At 68.9% G+C, this 18,517-nt stretch carries 17 protein-coding genes; 9 read left to right on the top strand and 8 right to left on the bottom strand.

Features of this window, described 5'->3' with window-relative positions; genetic code table 11:
• The first annotated feature begins 101 nt into the window (after positions 1-101).
• The 3 genes from LI336_RS07705 to LI336_RS07695 all read left to right on the top strand — a co-directional run bounded on the left by LI336_RS07705 (position 102) and on the right by LI336_RS07695 (position 2,032).
• Positions 102-977, top strand: a complete 876-nt coding sequence (locus LI336_RS07705; RefSeq protein WP_227132459.1) for a redoxin domain-containing protein — start codon at positions 102-104, stop codon at positions 975-977.
• 137 nt (positions 978-1,114) lie between these two features.
• Positions 1,115-1,558, top strand: a complete 444-nt coding sequence (locus LI336_RS07700; RefSeq protein ID WP_227132458.1) for a nuclear transport factor 2 family protein — start codon at positions 1,115-1,117, stop codon at positions 1,556-1,558.
• Between the two features lie 147 nt (positions 1,559-1,705).
• Positions 1,706-2,032, top strand: coding sequence for a hypothetical protein (locus tag LI336_RS07695; protein WP_227132456.1), 327 nt, complete (start codon positions 1,706-1,708; stop codon positions 2,030-2,032).
• A 185-nt stretch (positions 2,033-2,217) separates the two neighbouring features.
• Here the strand turns inward: LI336_RS07695 and serS are convergent, their stop codons facing one another.
• Entirely contained in the window at positions 2,218-3,600 is a 1,383-nt protein-coding gene (gene serS, locus LI336_RS07690) for a serine--tRNA ligase (RefSeq protein ID WP_227132454.1), read from the bottom strand.
• A gap of 123 nt (positions 3,601-3,723) precedes the next feature.
• On the bottom strand, positions 3,724-4,038 hold the full coding sequence (locus LI336_RS07685; RefSeq protein ID WP_227132452.1) for a HalOD1 output domain-containing protein: 315 nt from the start codon (positions 4,036-4,038) through the stop codon (positions 3,724-3,726).
• A 217-nt stretch (positions 4,039-4,255) separates the two neighbouring features.
• Between LI336_RS07685 and LI336_RS07680 the strand changes: the two genes are divergently transcribed.
• Positions 4,256-5,671, top strand: coding sequence for an arylsulfotransferase family protein (locus LI336_RS07680; protein ID WP_227132450.1), 1,416 nt, complete (start codon positions 4,256-4,258; stop codon positions 5,669-5,671).
• A 42-nt stretch (positions 5,672-5,713) separates the two neighbouring features.
• Here LI336_RS07680 and LI336_RS07675 read toward each other — a convergent pair whose 3' ends face one another.
• The 3 genes from LI336_RS07675 to LI336_RS07665 all read right to left on the bottom strand — a co-directional run bounded on the left by LI336_RS07675 (position 5,714) and on the right by LI336_RS07665 (position 10,815).
• A complete protein-coding gene (locus tag LI336_RS07675) occupies positions 5,714-6,538 on the bottom strand; it encodes an MBL fold metallo-hydrolase (RefSeq protein ID WP_227132448.1) in 825 nt (274 codons plus the stop codon).
• Positions 6,539-6,633: 95 nt separating this feature from the next.
• The gene (locus LI336_RS07670; RefSeq protein WP_227132446.1) at positions 6,634-8,031 is read right to left on the bottom strand and encodes an ATP-binding protein; all 1,398 of its coding nucleotides are present in this window, start codon (positions 8,029-8,031) and stop codon (positions 6,634-6,636) included.
• 27 nt (positions 8,032-8,058) lie between these two features.
• Positions 8,059-10,815, bottom strand: coding sequence for a flippase activity-associated protein Agl23 (locus LI336_RS07665; protein WP_227132444.1), 2,757 nt, complete (start codon positions 10,813-10,815; stop codon positions 8,059-8,061).
• 131 nt (positions 10,816-10,946) lie between these two features.
• Between LI336_RS07665 and LI336_RS07660 the strand changes: the two genes are divergently transcribed.
• Together LI336_RS07660 and LI336_RS07655 are read left to right on the top strand one after the other, a co-directional pair.
• A complete protein-coding gene (locus tag LI336_RS07660) occupies positions 10,947-12,092 on the top strand; it encodes a thiolase family protein (RefSeq protein WP_227132443.1) in 1,146 nt (381 codons plus the stop codon).
• Positions 12,093-12,206: 114 nt separating this feature from the next.
• The gene (locus LI336_RS07655; protein ID WP_227132441.1) at positions 12,207-12,857 is read left to right on the top strand and encodes a hypothetical protein; all 651 of its coding nucleotides are present in this window, start codon (positions 12,207-12,209) and stop codon (positions 12,855-12,857) included.
• Between the two features lie 45 nt (positions 12,858-12,902).
• Here LI336_RS07655 and LI336_RS07650 read toward each other — a convergent pair whose 3' ends face one another.
• Positions 12,903-13,811: an NADP-dependent phosphogluconate dehydrogenase gene (locus LI336_RS07650; RefSeq protein ID WP_227132439.1), complete on the bottom strand. Its 909-nt coding sequence runs from the start codon at positions 13,809-13,811 to the stop codon at positions 12,903-12,905.
• Positions 13,812-13,946: 135 nt separating this feature from the next.
• Positions 13,947-14,111 (bottom strand): DUF7331 family protein, encoded by a 165-nt coding sequence (locus LI336_RS07645; protein WP_227132437.1) that lies wholly within the window; start codon positions 14,109-14,111, stop codon positions 13,947-13,949.
• A 113-nt stretch (positions 14,112-14,224) separates the two neighbouring features.
• Here LI336_RS07645 and LI336_RS07640 point away from each other — a divergent pair, with 113 nt between their 5' ends.
• Both LI336_RS07640 and LI336_RS07635 read left to right on the top strand, forming a co-directional pair.
• Entirely contained in the window at positions 14,225-14,662 is a 438-nt protein-coding gene (locus LI336_RS07640) for a PaaI family thioesterase (RefSeq protein WP_227132436.1), read from the top strand.
• Positions 14,663-14,770: 108 nt separating this feature from the next.
• On the top strand, positions 14,771-15,160 hold the full coding sequence (locus LI336_RS07635) for a DUF6199 family natural product biosynthesis protein (RefSeq protein WP_227132434.1): 390 nt from the start codon (positions 14,771-14,773) through the stop codon (positions 15,158-15,160).
• Positions 15,161-15,282: 122 nt separating this feature from the next.
• Here LI336_RS07635 and pepF read toward each other — a convergent pair whose 3' ends face one another.
• The gene (gene pepF / locus LI336_RS07630) at positions 15,283-17,073 is read right to left on the bottom strand and encodes an oligoendopeptidase F (protein ID WP_227132432.1); all 1,791 of its coding nucleotides are present in this window, start codon (positions 17,071-17,073) and stop codon (positions 15,283-15,285) included.
• Positions 17,074-17,188: 115 nt separating this feature from the next.
• On the opposite strand from pepF, the gene LI336_RS07625 reads away from it, so the two are divergent.
• Positions 17,189-18,517 (top strand): M28 family peptidase, encoded by a 1,329-nt coding sequence (locus LI336_RS07625; protein WP_227132430.1) that lies wholly within the window; start codon positions 17,189-17,191, stop codon positions 18,515-18,517.

Genomic DNA, 18,517 nt, shown 5'->3' with positions numbered 1-18,517 from the left:
CCCGACCCCGGCGACCGCGGCGACGGCACGCACCGCCTCGACGACCCCGCTCGCTTCGCTGGGCACGATACCTAAGTACGGGCCGCGCATACGACGCCGTAATGCTCACCGAGGGAACCGAGGCACCCGCATTTGCGCTCCCCGGCTACCACGACGGCGAGACCGGCGAGTTCGCACTCGACGACTACGTCGGCAACGACGTCGTCGTCCTCGCGTTCTACCCGATGGACTTCAGTCCCGGCTGCACCGAGGAACTGTGTAGCCTCCGGGACATCGACCTCCTGACGCTCATGGACGACGTCACAATCCTCGGGATCTCCGGGGACTCCGTGCACAGCCACCGCGCGTTCGCCGAGGCGAACGCCCTCGAGTTCCCGCTGTTGACCGACTCCATCGGCGAGGTCGCCGCGGAGTACGGCGTCCGCCACGACGAACTCGACGGCCACCTCCACGTCCCCAAGCGCGCGCTGTTCGTCGTCGACGACCGCGGCCGGATCGCGTACGCCTGGAGCACCGACGACCCGATGACCCAGCCCGACCTCGACGCCGTCCGGAACGCCATCGACGCCATCCAGGACGACCGCACCGCCGCCGAACGCTACGGCCGCGGCTACCAGCACTACACGTACGGCCGCTCGGAGTTCGAGAACGCACTGGGCGCGTACGACCGCGAGAACTGGCTGGACGCCGTCGCCGCGTTCGAGGAGGCCGTCGCGTACTTCGACTCCGCCGGCGGCGCGTTCGACTCCGCGCGCCGGTTCGCGGAGACCGAGCGCGTCCAGGACGCCGCCACCACCGCTCGCGACGCGAGCGACGACTTCCGGCAGGCCGCCGCGTGGTTCGCGAGCGCCGCCGAACACCGCGTCGAAGGGAAGGTCGGCGTCGCCGACGAGTACCACGAGGACGCCCAGCGCCCCCACGAGTCCGCGCGCCAGGTCGGCGAACTCGTCGAGCCCGACGCCCTCGTGTTCGACTGACGGCACCCGGTTCGACTGCGGCCCTCGCGTTCGGCGACGGCATCGCGGCCCTCGTCGACGCACTCGCCCGCGCTCCCGGCGCCCGCTTGCGGTCGCGCACCGAGTGCTTTTCAATCCAGGGCGAGAACCGGAGAAACATGGACGCCGAGGCGACGGTCCGCTCGTACTACGCGTGCCTCGACGACGCGCGCTACGACGACCTCCGGGACGTGCTCGCACCCGGGTTCACGCAGCGACGCCCCGACCGCACGTTCGACGGCCGCGACGCGTTCTGCTCGTTCATGACCGAGAACCGACCGCACAGCGACACCACGCACGACCTCGACGGCGTGTTCGTCGAACCACCGACCGACGACCGCCCGCACGGCGGTCGACCCGAACGCGACGGGACCGGTCGCTCGACCGCCGGCGACGGCGCGGACCCGAGCGGCGAGTGGACGCCGACCGCCGGGGACGAAGCCGAGACCGTCCTCGCGCGCGGGACCGTCGTCCGCGAGAACGGCGACGTCATCGTCCGGTTCGTCGACTGCTTCGACGTCCTCGCCGACCGCATCGTCGCCCTCGACACGTACACGCGATAGCGCAGTCCGGCTCCCGAACGAGTCGGTCGCGGTGTCCGCCTGTTCGAACTCGTGGCCGTCGGACGCTGGGGCGACCGCTCCCAGAGGCGCACCGGAGACGCCGCCACCCAGCAAGCCAGTGATACGCCGTGAGGCCCTATCTGGGGTATGAAGACCATCGTGACCGAACGAGACGAACTCATGCTCGCGCGGTTCGAGAGCGACGACCGAGTGTTCGAGGTGAACTTCGACTCGATCGAACCGACCGACGTGACGCTCCGGTTCCTGCGGGACGACGAGCGCGTCGGGAGCATCTACAACGACGACGGGACCGACCGAACGATGGCGCGGTTGACCACGGCCCGCGAGGGAACGGACTTCATCGGCGTCGAGGTGCCGAAGGAGTTCGTCGCCGACGTGCTCGATGCCGCCATCGAAGCCGGTCGGGTCACCGACGAAGCCGCCGCCGACGGGTACCGGATCCGCGTGCTGTAAGTGAGACTCTCAGGTCCGACGTCGTTCGACGAGTCGTCGAGGACCGGCGATAGCGCCGGTCACTCGCTCTGCGCAACCGGTCGCTGCAGGGGCTTGCTGTCCGCCACCTTGCGTCCGGACGGCGACGCGATAGCGGTGCCCGCGCGTCGGAGTCGACGAGGTTCGGTCGCGTCCGTGGCGCAACCTCACTCGCGGTCGCCGGCGCCGAGCGCGCTCTCGCCGACCGGACTGTGGCCCTCGATAGTCTCCTGGCCGCCCATGTAGTCCCGGAGCGGTTCGGGCACCTCGACGGTGCCGTCGTCGTTCTGGTAGTACTCGAGGATGGCGACCATCACGCGCGGCAGCGCGACGCCCGACCCGTTCAGCGTGTGGAGGTACTCCGCCGATTCGTGGCGCTCCGGGCGGTACTGGATGCCGGCGCGGCGCGCCTGGAAGTCCTCGAAGTTCGAGACACTCGAGACCTCCAGCCACCGGCCGCCCTCCTCGGGGCCGTCCTCCATGTCGTCGCCGGGCGCCCACACCTCGACGTCGTACTTCTTCGCCTGCGTGAACCCCATGTCGCCCGTACACATGTCGAGCACGCGGTACGGAAGCCCGAGGCGTTCGAGCACCTCGGTCGCCTCGTCGAGCAGGCCCTCCAGGCGCTCGTACGATTCGTCGGGGCGCACGAAGTTCACGAGCTCGACCTTGTTGAACTGGTGAACGCGCACGTACCCACGCGTCTCCGTGCCGTGCTCACCGGCCTCGCGTCGGAAGTTCGGCGAGTACGCCTGGTACTTCAGCGGGAGGTCGTCGTCGAGCAGTATCTCGTCGCGGTGCATGTTCGTCACCGGGACCTCCGCGGTCGGGAGCAGCCAGAGGTCGTCGTCGTCGTACTCGTCGTCCTGGCGGGCGCCGACCCGGTACGCGTCCTCGTCGAACTTCGGGAGCTGCCCGGTGCCGCGCATCGACGCCGAGTTCACCGGGACCGGCGGCAGGACGTCCTGGTACTCCTGCTCGCGGTGCACGTCCAACATGAACTGCACGAGCGCCATCTCCAGGCGCGCCCCGTCGCCTTTGACGAACTGGAACCCGCCACCCGTGACCTTCGCCCCACGCTCGAAGTCGAGGACGTCCAGGTCCTCGCCGAGGTCGTAATGCGGCACGACGTCCTCGGGGAGGTCCCGGAGGTCCTCGAACCCCCACCGGTACCGGGTCTCGTTGTCCGACTCGTCCGCGCCCGTGTGCACGCTCTCGTGCGGGACGTTCGGCACCTCGAGCAGGCGCTCGTGGAGCTCCGCCTCGAGCTCGTCGGCGCGCTCCTCGACGGCTTCCAGTTCGTCCTTCAGTTCCTGCGAGCGCTCGATGGCCTCCTGGGCCTCCTCCTCGTTCCCGTCCTGTTTCAACTGGCCGATGGACCGACTGACCTCGTTGCGCTGATGCCGGAGGTCGTCGCCCTCCGCCTTCAGCTCGCGCCACTCCGCGTCGATCTCGAGGATCTCGTCCACGTCCACGTCCGTGACGCCCTTCCGTTCGACGGCGTCTCTGACCTCGTCGGGGTTCTCGCGTACGTACTGCCGGCTGAGCATTCTTGCCCGACGGTTCGACTGGCCCGCGGAAAATCGTATCGGAACCGTGGTCACGCGTGTCATGGCGTGACGCGGTACTCGGGTGGCGTTCCACGGTCGCCACGACCGCACCCGTCGCCGGCCTCAGCCGACGTTCACGGGTTCGGCGACGACCGTCCCCGTGCCCTCGACGGTCACGTGTCGGTCCTCGAACGTGAACGAGACGACGACCGCCGTACAATCCCGGGGACCGTCCGGGTCCGACACGAGCCTGTCGAGTGCATCCGGGTCGACGGCGGAGTACAGCGGTTCGACGTCCGTCGCCGCCACGTCCAGTGCGCTCGAGACGACCTCGACGACCGCGGACGACGGGTTCGTCTCCGCCCAATCGAACGTCCGCTGGGCCGTCGTCTCCTCGTGACCACCCCCCTCCCGTGATGGTCGCTGCTCCTCATCCATACCACAGGATTTCCGAAGCACGACTTTAGCTTTCCGGACGACGTGAGTACGTCTAGACGCCCCGACACGCTCGAAGAGCGCACCGAGCGCGAACTCGGGGGGTGCAACGACCGATTCGCTCGAACCGCGGAACGGGACTGAACCAGTCGCCGGGACGGCCGGAGCGCGCCACGCGTGGGACAAGACTGATGTAAAGCGCCGGTAACCGGATTGGTGTATGCGTCGTCGCTCCGTCATCGTCGCGTTGTGTTGTCTCTGCGTCGCCGCACCGGTCGTCCTCACCGCGTCCGCCGCGACCGTAGCGCCGACGACGTCGGTCACGCCCGACGCCCCGAACCCCTGCGTGGGCACGATGGAGCGCGCCGCGAACGGACTCACCGTCGTCAGCGTCCAGGGGATGCGGTTCGGCGACGACGGCGGGAAGCGCAAGGCACGCCTCGTCGCACTCGGGCCACGCGGCGAGATCGAGTGGGTGCATCACCGCCAGGGGAACGTCTGGGGGTACGACGTCGACCCCCTGGAGGACGGGACGCTGTTCGTCACCGCGACGACGAACCTCGACGACGGCGACGATCGCGGCGAGACCGTCTTCTACAAGCTCGACCCGGAGACGGGCGACGTCGTCTGGGAGGAGACCGCGGACTTCCTCGACACGCACGACGCCGACCTCGTCTCGGACACCGAGATACTCGTCGCGAACATGCGCGCCACCGAGGGCGTCGACGGGAACCGCGACCGCTTGCTGGTGTACAACCGGACGACCGACGAGATCACGTGGCAGTGGCAGTTCCGCGACCACTACAGCCGCGAGGCGGACGTCGGCGGGAACTACAGCGAGGACTGGACGCACGTGAACGACGTCGACGCCGTCAACGAGACGCACTACCTCGCGAGCCCGCGGAACTTCGACATGGTCGTCCTCGTCAACCGGACGAGCGGCGAGGTCGTGTGGGAGCTCGGCGAGCCGAACAGCGGGGACGTGATGCTGAAACAGCACAACCCGGTGTACTACGAGAGCGAGAACGGGACGCCGACGGTCGTCGTCGCGGACTCGGAGAACAACCGCATCGTCGAGTACGCGCGCCGCGACGGCGACTGGCAGCGGACGTGGCGCGTCGGGAACTCGTCGTCGCTGTCGTGGCCGCGGGACGCGGACCGCCTCCCGAACGGGAACACGCTCGTCGGCGACTCCAGCAACAACCGCGTCTTGGAGGTGACGCCCGACGGCGAAGTCGTCTGGGAGGTGTACACGCCGTGGCTCGTGTACGACGTCGAACGCGTCCCCTACGGCGACGAGGCCGGCGGGCCGACCATCGCGGACCAGGACGCCACGGGGCGCGCCCGCATCACCGGCGACGCCGACTTCGACGCCGCCCGGCAGGAGCGCTGCGCCGCCCACATCTCGAACGCCACGCGATTCAGCGCCCTCGGCGGGGACGGCGACGGCGGCATCGTCGGTGACGTCTTCGGCGGCGGAAACGACGACGAGGATGGCTCCGGTGGCGACGGCGACGGCGACTCGACGGACGACGGCGGAAGCGGCGCGCTCGCGGGCGGGTTCGGTATCGCTCTGTCGCTCGGCGTCCTCGCGGTGACGGTCGTCGCGGGCGTCGCCCTCCGCAGACGCGGCTGACAGTCGTCGTGCTCCAGCGACGCGCCTGCCCGGCGTCGTCGCTCAGAGGTCGTACGTCTCGCCGTCGACCGCGATTGGCTCCTCGAACGCCTCGTCGGCGGGGTAGAAGTGTGCAGCGTGGACGACGCGCGTCTCGGTGGCGTCGAGGTCGTCGGCGAGTGCGAGCGCCCCCTCTCTCGTCATGTGCTTCGTGCCGAACGTCCGGTACGTACCGTCTGGTGCCTCGTGCTTCCCGCCGAGCGGATGGTGCTCGCAGAGCGCGGCCGGGACGATGCCGTCAGCGAGCAGGAGGTCCGGGTCGCGTAGCGCGTCCAGCGAGTCCTCGGGGATGCCATAGCTCGTGTCGCCCGATAGCGAGAGCTTCGCACCGGTCGCGGGGTCCTCGACGACGAGCCCGTAACACACGAGCGGCGGATGGTCGACGGGGACGAGCGTCACCTCGAATCCACAGGTCTCGACCGTCTCGAACGGCGCCGTGGGGTGCGCGGTGACGGTGTCGAGGTAGTCGTACTTCCGCGCCACCGTTCCGGCGACGCTCTCACCCGTCTTCGGGTCCGTCTCGTCGGCCGCGTACACGTCCAGGCTGTCGAGCAGCCGGTACGCGTTCCCGAGGCCGTCCAGGTGGTCGAAGTGGACGTGCGTGACGACCGCAGCGTCCGGGAGGTCGACGTCGTTCTTCAGGAACTGATAGCGGAAGTCCGGGCTCGCGTCGATCAGGAGCGACTCGCCGGTGCGGGGGTTGTGGGCGTGCACCGAGAACCGCGTGCGTTCGACGCCGCGCTCGACCGCCTCCTGGCACGTCTCGCACTCGCATCCCGGCGTCGGCGTCCCCGTCGTATCGCCCGTCCCGAGCAACGTCACCTGCATCGCATCACCCTACAGGACGCGGCCGGAAAAGTCGTCGCGTCCCGGGTCGCTCGCTCGCGCCCGAGTTGACCGTCGTCGTCGCAGTACGAACGCACTCAGTCGTCGTGGTCGTGGTCGTGCGCGTGGTCGTCGTGGTCGTGGTCGTGGTCGTGCCCGCCGTCGGTCGCGCCCGGCGTCCCGCCCGCGATGAGCGCGTCCCCGTCGCCGTCCATCATGTCGAGGTTCTTCAGGTTGTCCCGCTCCTCGAACTCCTCGACCGCGTCCACGAGGTCCTGCTGGGTGAGCGTCGTCCGCTCCTCCGTGAGCGCCGACAGCACCGCCTCCCGCATCACGAGCCGGAGGTCGCTGCCCGTGAGTCCCTCCGTGATGTCCGCGATGGCGTCCGGTTCGAACTCGTCGATGTCCATCGCGTGCGTGATGAGCCGCAGGATGTCCGACCGCATCCCGCGGTCGGGCTTCGGGAAGTTCACGATCTCGTCGAACCGCCGCCACGCCGCCGAATCCAGGTCGTCCGGGTGGTTCGTCGCCCCGATGAGCAGCACGTCGTCGTCGATGAGCGACATGTCGTCGATGCTCTTCAGGAGCGTGTTCACCGCGCGCTTGATCGCTGCGTGCTCGTCCCCGCCGCGGGTCTTCGCGACGAAGTCGAACTCGTCCATGAACAGGATACACGGCGACAACCGCTTCGCCACCTCGAACGTCTTCTCGACGTTCTTCGCCGTCTCCCCGAGGTACTGGCTCGTGATCATCGAGAGCTTCACCTCGACGAACGGCAGATCCAGCGAGTGCGCGAGCCCACGCGCCGTACTCGTCTTCCCCGTCCCCGGCGGCCCGACGAACAGGAGCTTCCCGATCTCGCGCAGTCCGATCCTCGCGAGGTAATCCCGGTGCTCGATGGCCTTCACGATCTTCTGAATCTCGTCCTCCTGCTCCTGCGTGAGGACGAGGTCGTCAAGAGTCATGTCGATCTCCTCGGGCGCACGGATGTCCACGAGGTCGAGCATGTCCTCCTCGTCCTCGTCGTCCGAGTCGAAGTACTCGTCGAGCAACGAGTCGATCCAGACGCGGTCGGCCTGGATGGGGCGGTTCGCCTCGCGGGCGGACTCGTAGTCCACGTTCGCGAACGCGTCCACGTCGAACGACCCGTCCGCGCCGTACGCGTACGCCAACACGGGGTTCGTGTGGACGCGCTCGGCGTCCGCGTTCTCGGCGTACCACTCGACGGCCATGCTCGTGTCCGCGAGCGAGATGGAGCCCGAGAACTCGTCGCGCTCCGTGAACATCAACCCCGAGATGGCGTCCCAGGGATGGTCCGTGCTCGCGGCGGCGCGCGCCGTCGCGTTCGTCACCGACACGGGGCGTTTGACCTCCCCGTCGCTATAGAAGACACGCCGGTACCGCGGCGGCAAGTCGTTCTCGTCCAGCGACCGTTCCTCGTTGTAGACGTGCGCCGTCAACAACAGTTCGACGACCGAGAGCGCCGCGTTGCTCATTCCCCGCGACGTACGAGCGGAACGCGTTTAAGACCGTCGAAGCGGTCGTCGCGTTGCCGTCGCTCGCGGCGTCGACGCTCTCGAACGCGCCGACGGCGCCAGCATCGCGGCGGACTCGACGGCCGAGACCGCCTGCAGGCCGGTCGCGGCCGGTGAGCGTGCGGCCAGGTCAGTGACAGCCGTCGTATCGGCGACCGCGGGCGCCGTCGCGTTCACGCGCTCTATCGGTCCCGGGGACGGGTCCAGTGGCGGGTCGTCCGTCGACTCGTCGGGGTTCTCGCGGACGTAGAACAGGATGGGGCGCGAGTAATCGCCGTCCGGGTCGTCGCCGTATCGCTGGTGGACGACGCGATCGTAGCCGTTCTCGACGAGCCACTCGTGGAGCTCCTCGCCGCCGTCCTTCGGGACCTTCGGGCCCTCGTTCTGGCCGAGCGCGACGACGACCGGCGGCCGCGTCTCGTTGAGCACCTGGCCGTCGTCCGTGTCGCTGTACACGAAGTGCTCGCCGGTCTGGTTCGCGTCGTACTGGTACATCTCCATGTACCACATCCAGACGCGCCGGTCGTAGTACGGACCCGGTGCCGGCGGCTGCGAGAGCCCGGTCTCGTCCGCGATCGCGAACTTGTCACCCCAGAAGAGGACGTCCACGTCGCCCGCACCACCTCTCGTCATCCCGAGTTCGCGCACGCGGTCGAGCGTCGGTTTCGCGTCCGTCGACGGCTGCGCGTACTGGATGATCTTGTTGTCCGGCGCCTGCGAGTTCACGTAGACCTGGTCGGTGACGGCGAACCCCATCCAGCCGACGACCGACAGCAGGAGGACGACCGCGAGCGCGACGCCGACGCCGTCGTCGAGCGTGAACGACTGCACGCCCCACCGGATGACGATCGCGAGCCCGACCGCCGCGGGGATGGCGAGGGGCACGATGGCGTGCGCGGTCGCCCACCCGGCCTGGATGTCGGTCGCGATCGGGTACCCGAGGACGCTCACGAACCCCCAGTAGCTCGCGAGCGCGACGAGGTCCCGCGGCCCACCGTCGCCGTAGCGGTCGACGAGGAACCCGACGACCGCGAACGCGGACACGACGAGCGCGCCCGCTATCATCACCTCGACGTAGTGCTTGAGGAACGCGGTGTAGGAGTGCTCGTGGCCGCCCCAGATGCGCGTGAACTCCTGCCAGCTCCCGACGAGGGACTCCTCGACGACGAGCCGGAACTCGGTGGTGTCGCCCGCGAGCAACCCGTCGAGCGACGAGTACAACCCCATCTCGCCGGTGGTGTCCTTGCGGACGTCCGGCGGCCCGCCACCGCCGACCTTCATGTAGCCGCCGCCGCGTGGCGCGTAGAAGAACACGATGACGGCGAGGAACTCGAGGACGGCGGTGACGGCGACGACGGCGGCGGTCCAGTTCACCGCGACCCAGTTCCACGGTCGCGTCCGGTCGGGGCTGGTGGCGTCGTCGTCCGGCGTCGCCCGGTCGGGATTCCACGCACCCTGGACGGCGGCCGGCAGGCGCGTGACGCGGACGGGGAGCAGCCAGCGGGCGTACGCGACCACCGTCCGGAACGGCCCCCGGTCGGCGTCGCCCTGGGCCGCGACGAACATCCGGTGGTCGAGCAGGAGCGCGGCCGCGCCCAGCCAGCACGCCGCGTACAGCAGGCCGTTCTCCTTCGTCGTCATGCCGAGCGCGAACGCGCCGACGCTCCCGTACACGTACCGGTACCGGCGCGTGTCGTAGTACCGGACCGCGAGCCCGGCGGCGAGCAGCATGAACGCGGCGAGCGGGACGTCGTTCCGCATGAACCGCGAGTAGTACACGAGCACGGGGTTCAGCGTGAGGAGGAAGCCGAGTGCGAGCACCTCGCTGTCCCGGAGGTGTTCGCGGAACAACCACGCCGTCAGCGGGAGGAGCGCGCCGACGACGGCGACGACGAGCCGGGACGTGAAGTCCGACGGGCCGAGGAACTCGAACACCCACCTGTTGGCGTGGAAGAGGAACGGCCCGTGGACGATGGCGCGGTACTCCCAGACGCCGGATTCGAGGTAGCGGATGATCCAGTACCCGACCCGGCCCTCGTCCTGGTGGGCGACGCGCGCACCGAGGTTCAGGAACCGCAGCACGAACCCCGCGACGGTCATCGCGACGAGCGACGCCAGCACCGTCGTCGAGGTGTCCGGGAACGGCGTCCGCCGGTTCGCCGCCGCCAACAACCCCGCGTCGTCCGACGCGAGCTCGTCGCCAGCGGTGTCGTCCGCCGACGCATCGTCGACGGCGTGGTCGTCGCGCGCTTCGTCCGCGGACTGGTCGGCGCGCGCTTCGTCCGCGGACTGGTCGGCGCGCGCTTCGTCCGCGGACTGGTCGTCGTGCGTCTCGTCGGTGGTAGAGTCGTCGACGCCGGCATCGGTCGACGTGGCCTCGACGGCGCCGCCGAACTCGAACTCGCCGCCCTCGTCACCGTCGGACGAGCTACCGACCTCTTCATCTGGTTGCTGGTCGTGGTCGGCGGGATCGTCTGGTTGCTGGTCGTGGTCGGCGGGATCGTCTGGTTGCTGGTCGTGGTCGGCGGGATCGTCTGGTTGCTGGTCGTGGTCGGCGGGATCGTCTGGTTGCTGGTCGTGGTCGGCGGAACCGTCTCCTGCCGTGTCGTCTCCCGCTGGCTGCTCGTCTTCGCCAGTGGCGTGGTCGACCGCGTCGTCGCCACCGCCGCCGTCGTCGGGCGGACTGCGGTCGGTTCGCGTAGGGTCCTCGTCGGAATCGGAGGGCTCCGAGGACTCGTCGGTCATTGTTCTCGGAGAATCCGTGCGGGGGTAAACGCTTTTTGCTATCCGTTCTCTCGCGTCGGGCGCGTAAACTCCGCGCTCCGGCGCCCGGAGTTCTGCAGTGTTTTATCACGAAGCACGTCCACTGTACCCGCATGGAACCACAGACACCCGTCATCGCGGCTGCGTACCGGACACCGCAGGGCAAGAAGGACGGCGTCTACTCGGAGATCCGCGGCGAGGACCTCTCGGTCCCGCTCATCAACAAGATCCTCGACGAGAACGACCTCGACGGGGAGGACGTCGACGACCTCATGTGGGGGTGCGCCCAGCAGCGAGGCGAGCAGGACAACAACATCGCTCGCGTCATCGCGCTCATGAGCGACCTCGGTGAGAGCGTGCCCGCGACCACGATCAACCGCTGGTGTGCGTCCTCGATGCAGTCCGTCATCTCCGCGAGCGACGCCGTCGCCGCCGGGAACCGCGACGCCGTCATCGCCGGCGGGTTCGAGCACATGACGAACGTCCCCATGGAGGGCGGGATGGACGGCCGGAGCTTCCACCCCGACTTCCAGGAGATGTACAACATGATCGAGCTCCAGATGGGGATGACCGCGGAGAAGGTCGCCGACGAGTACGACATCTCCCGGGAAGCCCAGGACCGCTACGCGGCCCAGAGCCAGCAGCGCGCCGCCGCCGCGACCGAGGAAGGCCGGTTCGACGACGAGATCGTCCCCATCGAGACGCCCGAGGGCGAGGTCACGAAGGACGAGGGCATCCGACCGGGGACGGACTTCGAGACGCTCCAGGGCCTCCCGACGGTGTTCATGGAGGACGTCACCGCGGGGAACTCCAGTCAGATCAGTGACGGTGCCGCGGCGACGCTCGTCACGAGCAAGGCGTTCGCGGAGGAGCACGACCTCGAGATCCTCGCGGAGGTCGGCGCGAACAACGTCGCGGGCGTCGACCCGACCGTGATGGGTATCGGGCCGGTCCCCGCGACGCGCGGCCTCCTCGAGCGCAACGGGCGCGACATCGACGACTACGACCTCGTCGAACTGAACGAGGCGTTCGCGTCCCAGACCGTGTACGCTCGCGAGGAACTCGGTATCGACGAGGACATCTTCAACGTGAACGGCGGGGCCATCGCCATCGGGCATCCGCTCGGCGCCTCCGGCGCGCGTCTCCCCGTGACGCTCATCCACGAACTCCGCAAGCGCGGGGGCGGCCGCGGCCTCGCCACGCTCTGCGTCGGGTTCGGCCAGGGTGCAGCGATCGAGTTCGACGTGAACGGCGCGTAAGCGAGCTTCCGCGTTCGGTTTTTGATCCGTCTTCTCAAGCGGTCCGCGGGGAGAGGAGCCAGCCGCTGGCTCCGCTTTCCGAAGGTGCATACGCGTTCGCTCGAAGCGTCTGGTATGCCGAGTCGACGCGCGGTGCTTGGGGCGGGTTCGCTCGCGGCTGCTAGCGGGCTGGCGGGGTGTTCGGTGCTGGAGTCGAGTCCGGGGGAGCCGGCGCGGTTCGGGCGTGGGGCGACGGCGCCCGCGGACCCGGAGCTGGTGGCGCTCGACGACGCTCGCGTGGGCGACCAACCGCGGGGGCGCATGGAGTCCTCGACGGCGGCGTTCGAGCGGTCGGATGGCCGGCTCGTGGTCGTGAGCTTCCATCGCGTGCAGGCCGGTGCGAGCGCGTTCGGGTCGGACTGGCGGTACGTGAACGTCCGCGGCGAGCACGACTGGCGCGACGTCGCCGGGTCCGTCACCGCGTCGGAGACGAACATGACGACGGTCGACGCGGACAGCCCGGACGCGGCGTTCCGACTCGTGAGCGAAACGAGCGACCGGACGCGAGCGTGGCGCGTCCGCCTCCCGGAACCGTCCAGTCAGGCGGTCGCGTACCGGTTCCGGACGACGTTCGAACCGGCGGACCCGCTCGATGATGGCGACGCGCTCGCCTCAATCCGCGGTCGCACGAAGCTCACCGACGGAAGCCTCCTCGGTGGTTCGACGCAGCTGGATGCGACGCTCGAACTCGTCTACGGCGACACGACCGTCGAAGGAAGCGAGTGACCGCGAGCGAGGGCGAGTGACTGCGAGTCGGGTGACCGGCGGCGATTACGCGCCGTCGGTGCGCGGGACGTCGTGGCGGCCGAAGCCGTACCGGAGGCGGTTCGCGAGCCGGCGCGAGAACTTCCCGGGGGCTTCGGCGCGCGAGTCGAAGCGCTCACCGAGCGCCTCGTAGATGAGCGGGACCGCGACCTCCTGCTCGAGGGCCTCCTGGACCGTCCACGTCCCGGTCGAACCGCCCTCGATGCGGTCCGCGACGGTGCCGAGGTCGTTCCCCTCTTCCCTGAACGCCTCCTCGCAGAGTTCGAGGAGCCACGATCGGATGACCGCGCCGTTGTTCCACGTGCGAGCGACCGACTCGAGGTCGAGGTCGTACCGACCGTTCGCCAGGAGCTCGAACCCCTCGCCGTACGTCTGCATGAGCGCGTACTCGACGCCGTTGTGCACCATCTTCACGTAGTGCCCGCTGCCGGCGGGCCCCATGCGGTCGTGGCCGTCCGGGCCGGTCGCGACCGCATCGAAGACGGGAACGAGTTCGTCGTACGCCCACTCGGGGCCACCGACCATCAGCGAGAACCCGAGGTCCGCCCCCGCGGGACCGCCCGAGGTCCCGCAGTCGAGGTACGCCGCGTCGGTCGACTCCGCGCGTCGCACCGAGTCCTCGAAGTACGAGTTCCCGCCGTCGACGACGACGTCGTCGCCGTCGACGTGCGGTTCGAGGTCGTCGAGGGCGGCGTCGACCGCGTCGCCCGCGGGCACCATCAACCAGATTCGTTTGTCCTCGCCGAGGCGGTCCGCGAGGTCGACGACGGATCCGGCTGGTTCGGCGCCCGCGTCCGCCGCGTCCGCGACCGCGTGCTCGTCCAGGTCGAACGCGACCACGTCGTGGCCCGCGTCCAGTGTCCGGTCGACGACGATGCGCCCCATCCGACCGAGGCCGATGACGCCCAGTTGCATGCGTCGGCGTGCGCGGAGCGGACAGGTAGTGATTCCGGTCGCCGACCGACGACTCGAGCGAGAAGTGAGTGCGACTCGGGAGCGGGTCGACACGAACCCGACGGCCTCTCACACGACCCGCGATGGGTTCGAACGCTAGCGGAGTTCGGTCAGGCAGGTCGCGTCCGCGGCCTGAATCCACGCGTCCTCGTCTTCCGCGTCGAACACGACGAGGTCGCCGTCGTCGGTTTCTATCGCCGTGTAGCGCTCGGGAACCGGCGGGTCGTCTATCGCGTCGGGCTTGTGGACGTCTGCTCCCATTGTAGTTGCCTCGGCCACACGTTCGGAAGGTGCGGCATTATCTGCCATCCCTAACCTGATAGGATGATGGGAACACACAACGCGTTTGGGGTTGGAGGGATTCAGGGTGTGATATGGACTTGGCGGACATCATGTCCCAGATCCCGTACTGTCGTCACCTCGGCATCGAGGTCACCGCGGCCGAGGACGGCCACGCCGAAGGCGAACTCGCGTTCGACGACCACCACTCGTCGGTCCCCGGGAGCGACGTCGCACACGGCGCCGTCGTCCACGGGCTCGCCGACACCGTCGCCGGCGCCGCCGTCATCTCGCTCCACCACAAACCCACGCCCACCGTCGACATCCGATTCGACCACCTCGCGCCCGCTCGCGGCGACCTCCACGCCGAAGCCGAGGTCAAGAAGGACGGCGACACCGTCGCCGTCGCCGACGTCGAGATAACGCACGACGACACGCTCGTCGCAACCGCCCGCGGCACGTTCAAGACCGCTGGCGACAGCGACGGGTCCGCCTGGAGCGGCAGCCGAAACCTCACCAACGACACCGACTGAATCGACCGTCGTCGAACCGTCAACGACGTCGCGTGAATCAACTGCCGTCGAGTCAGCGCCAACGTCGGAAGGCACGGGCTTTTGGTCGCCCGCCCCGAACGTTCGTGTATGCTCGGTAACCCGAAGCTCCGGAAGGTCGCGTCACTCGGAACGGTCGCCGTCGGCGTCGTCACGCTCGTCGCCCCGAAGAAAGCCGCCATCCTCGGCGACAAACTCTCGCTCGCCTCGCGCTACGAGGACCTCGGCGACGGCGAGTTCACGCCCCGCGACTGGTACGTCGACGCGACGCGCGCCAGCGGCGCCGGCATGATCGCCGCCGGCCTCACCGGATTCCTCCTCGCAGCGAGCGCCGAGACCGCATCCGACGCGGACCGCACCGACGACGCCGACGAGGAAGCGGAAGCCCTCTCCGAGGACGACGAATCCGACGACGTCGAGGCGAGCGACGACCCCGTCGAGATCGACCTCGAGGACGCCGACGACCACAACGACGACTGACCGCCATCCCTTGTTGGCTCGCGGCGACGCAACGCCACGTCGACAACGACGCCCCTCTCGGTAGTCGTCGACGACGAACCCAGCGAAAAGAGCCGTCTCGATACTCCTAGTGCCCCAGCCGGTCAGATCAGGGTCGCCATCTCGTCGAGGTAGTCGTCGTAGACGTCGAGCGCGGACTGGATCGGGTCGCTCGTCGACATGTCCACGCCCGCGCCCTGCAGGAGTTTGAGCGGGTACTCGCGGGAGCCCTTCGAGAGGAACTCGCGGTACCGTTCCGCCGCCTCCTCGTCACCCTCCAGGATCTGCTGGCTGAGCGCCACCGCCGCCGAGATACCCGTCGCGTACTGGTAGACGTAGTACGCGCGATAGAAGTGCGGGATGCGCATCCACTCGCGCTCGATGTGGTCGTCGACGTTCGCCGGCTCGTAGAACTCGCGCTTCAGGTCGCCGTAGATCTCGTCGAGCGCGTCCGGCGTGATCGCCTCGCCGTCCTCCGCCAACTGGTGGGCCTGATGCTCGAAGTCCGCGAACATCGTCTGCCGGTAGAGCGTCGACCGCACCCGCTCCAGGTACTCGTTCAGGACGTGCCGGCGGAACTCGGGGTCCTCCACGGTCTCCAGGAGGTGATGCGTGAGGAGCGTCTCGTTCACCGTCGACGCCACCTCCGCCACGAAGATCTCGTAACTCGAATACACGTACGGCTGCGCATCCTTCGTGTACTCCGAGTGCATCGAGTGCCCGAGCTCGTGCGCGAGCGTGTACATCGACGCGATGTCGTCCTGGTAGTTCATCATGATGAACGGCTGCGTGTCGTACGTCCCACTGGAGAACGCACCCGCTCGCTTCCCCTCGTTCTCGTAGACGTCCACCCACCGCGACTCCAGGCCCTCCGCGACCCGCGACTGGTACTCCTCGCCGAGGACGCCGAGCGAGTCGACGACGTACTCCGTCGCCTCCTCGTACTCGACGTCCGGACTCTCGGACTCCGTCATCGGCATGTAGACGTCCCACATCTCCAGTTCGTCCACACCGAGCACCTCGGCCTTCAACTCGCTGTGCCGGTGGAGCTTGTCGAGATTCTCTCGAACGGTCTCCACGAGATTGTCGTACACCTCAACGGGGACGTTCGGGCCGTCCATCGCCGCTTCGCGAGCCGTCTCGTAGTGCCGGACGCGTGCCTCCTTCACGTCCGCCTTCACGGAGTTCTTGTACGCCGTCCCGACCGCGTTCCGGACGTCAGCCCACTCGTCGTAGAACTCCTCGTGGACCGTCTGCCGGAACTCGCGGTCCTGATTCTTGAGGAGCGTCGTGAAGTTCGACTGCGTGATCTCCACGGCGTCACCGTCGGGCTTCTCGACGGTCGGGAACTCCATGTCCGCGTTCGCGAGCATACTGTACACGTCCCCGCTCCCGTGCGTGACCTCCCCGAGCTCCGCGAGTACCTCCTCGACCTCCGCCGAGCGGGTATGCGGTTTCGTCCGCAGGACGTCGTCGAGATAGTGCTCGTACTGCTCCAGGCCATCGGTCGACTCGACCATCGCCGACACCTCGTCGCGACTCGCACTCTGGATCTCCGGTTCGATGAACGACGCCGCCGACTGCGCGTCCGACGCCAGCGACTGCGAGCGCGCCGACAACGCCTGGTACTGCTGGTTCGTCGTGTCCTCCGACGAGCGCATCTGCGCGTAGTTCGCGACCTTCGCGACCTCCCGCATCACGTCGTCGCGCGTCTCCAGCGTCTCCAGGAGCGTCTCGCCGTCGTCGACGACCGACCCCTCGTACGCCGCCAGGTCCTCCAGTCGTTCACTCACGTCCTCGAAGGCGGCCTCCCACTCGTCGTCGGAGGCGTAGATGCTCTCGAGGTCCCACTTGTACTCCTCGTCGATCTCGGATCGTTCTGGGACCGAACTCATGGCCCGCTCTTGGCCATAGCTTCAGGTAAGCGTTGCCACTCACCACGACCTTGCCCCTACGCGGGCGTGCTGGCCGGGGCCGAACTGGTTTACGCTCGCGGCCGTAGGCCGGGGCATGGACCTCGATACCGCGCTCGGTGCGACGTGGCGCGACGACGAACCCCGTCGGTTCCTGCGACGCCTCTGCGAGCTCGACGACCGGATGGCCGGTCATCCCGGCGAAGCGCGTGCCGCTGCCCTCGTCGCCGATGCGTTCCGGGACGCTGACGTCCGCGACGTCGACCGCGAGTCGTTCCCGCTCACGGCCTGGACGCGCGGCGACACGACGCTCCGCGTCACCGACCCCGTCGACCGCGAGTTCGACGCGCTCGCGCTCCCGTACTCGCCGACTGCGAGCGTCGACGGCCCGCTCGTCGACGTCGGGCACGGCACGCACGCGGAGATCGCGGACGCCGACCTCGACGGCGCGATCGCACTCGCCCGCACGGACTCTCCCGCTGACGGCCGGTTCGTGCACCGGATGGAGTCGTTCGGGCACGCCATCGACGCCGGCGCCGACGCGTTCCTGTTCCGGAACCACGTCGACGGCCAGCTCCCGCCGACGGGGTCGCTCCGGTTCGACGAACCAGCGGCCGCACCCGGCGTCGGCGTCTCGAAGGAGACGGGCGCGTGGCTCGCGGAGTACGCCGACCGCGACGCGACGCTCGAACTCGACGTGAACGCGACGATGGACGACGGCGAGAGCGAGTTCGTCCACGGCGTCCTCGGTCCCGACGACGCGAACCGCGAGGTCGTGGTGCTCGCGCACTTCGACGCGCACGACGTCGCGGAGGGAGCGCTCGACAACGGCTGCGGGATCGCCGTCGTCGTCGCACTCGCTCGCACGCTCGGCCGGCTCGACGCAGCAGACGTGCTCGATGCTCGCGTCCGCGTCGCCGGCGTCGGCGCCGAAGAGGTCGGCCTCCTCGGCGGCACGGCGCTCGCGGACGCACTCGAGCTCGACGACGTGCACGCGGTCGTGAACGTTGACGGCGCCGGCCGCCACCGGAACCTCGTCGCGATGCCGCACGGAAGCGACGACCTCGCGGACGCGGTCGACGCCGTCGCCGACGCCGTCGACCACCCCGTTCGGACGGACGCGGACCCGCACCCGTGGAGCGACCACTGGCCGTTCCTCCGCGAGCGCGTTCCCGCGATACAGCTACACAGTGACTCCGGCGAGCGCGGCCGCGGCTGGGGACACACCGCCGCCGACACGTTCGACAAGACCGACTCCCGTGTCGTCCGCGAGCACGCGATGCTCGCCACGCTCCTCGTGCGCGAGGTCGCGGAGAACGACGTCGAGCGCGTCGACGAGGACGCACTCAGGGACGCGATGGTCGACCAGGACTTCGACGCCGGCATGCGCGCCGCCGGCATCTGGCCGACGAACTGGGAGCACTGA

Source organism: Halorubellus salinus (genome assembly GCF_020567525.1).
Taxonomy (GTDB): Archaea; Halobacteriota; Halobacteria; order Halobacteriales; family Natrialbaceae; genus Halorubellus; species Halorubellus salinus.
Note: the sequence above shows the minus strand (reverse complement) of the source record. Positions and strands in the feature narration are given on the sequence as shown.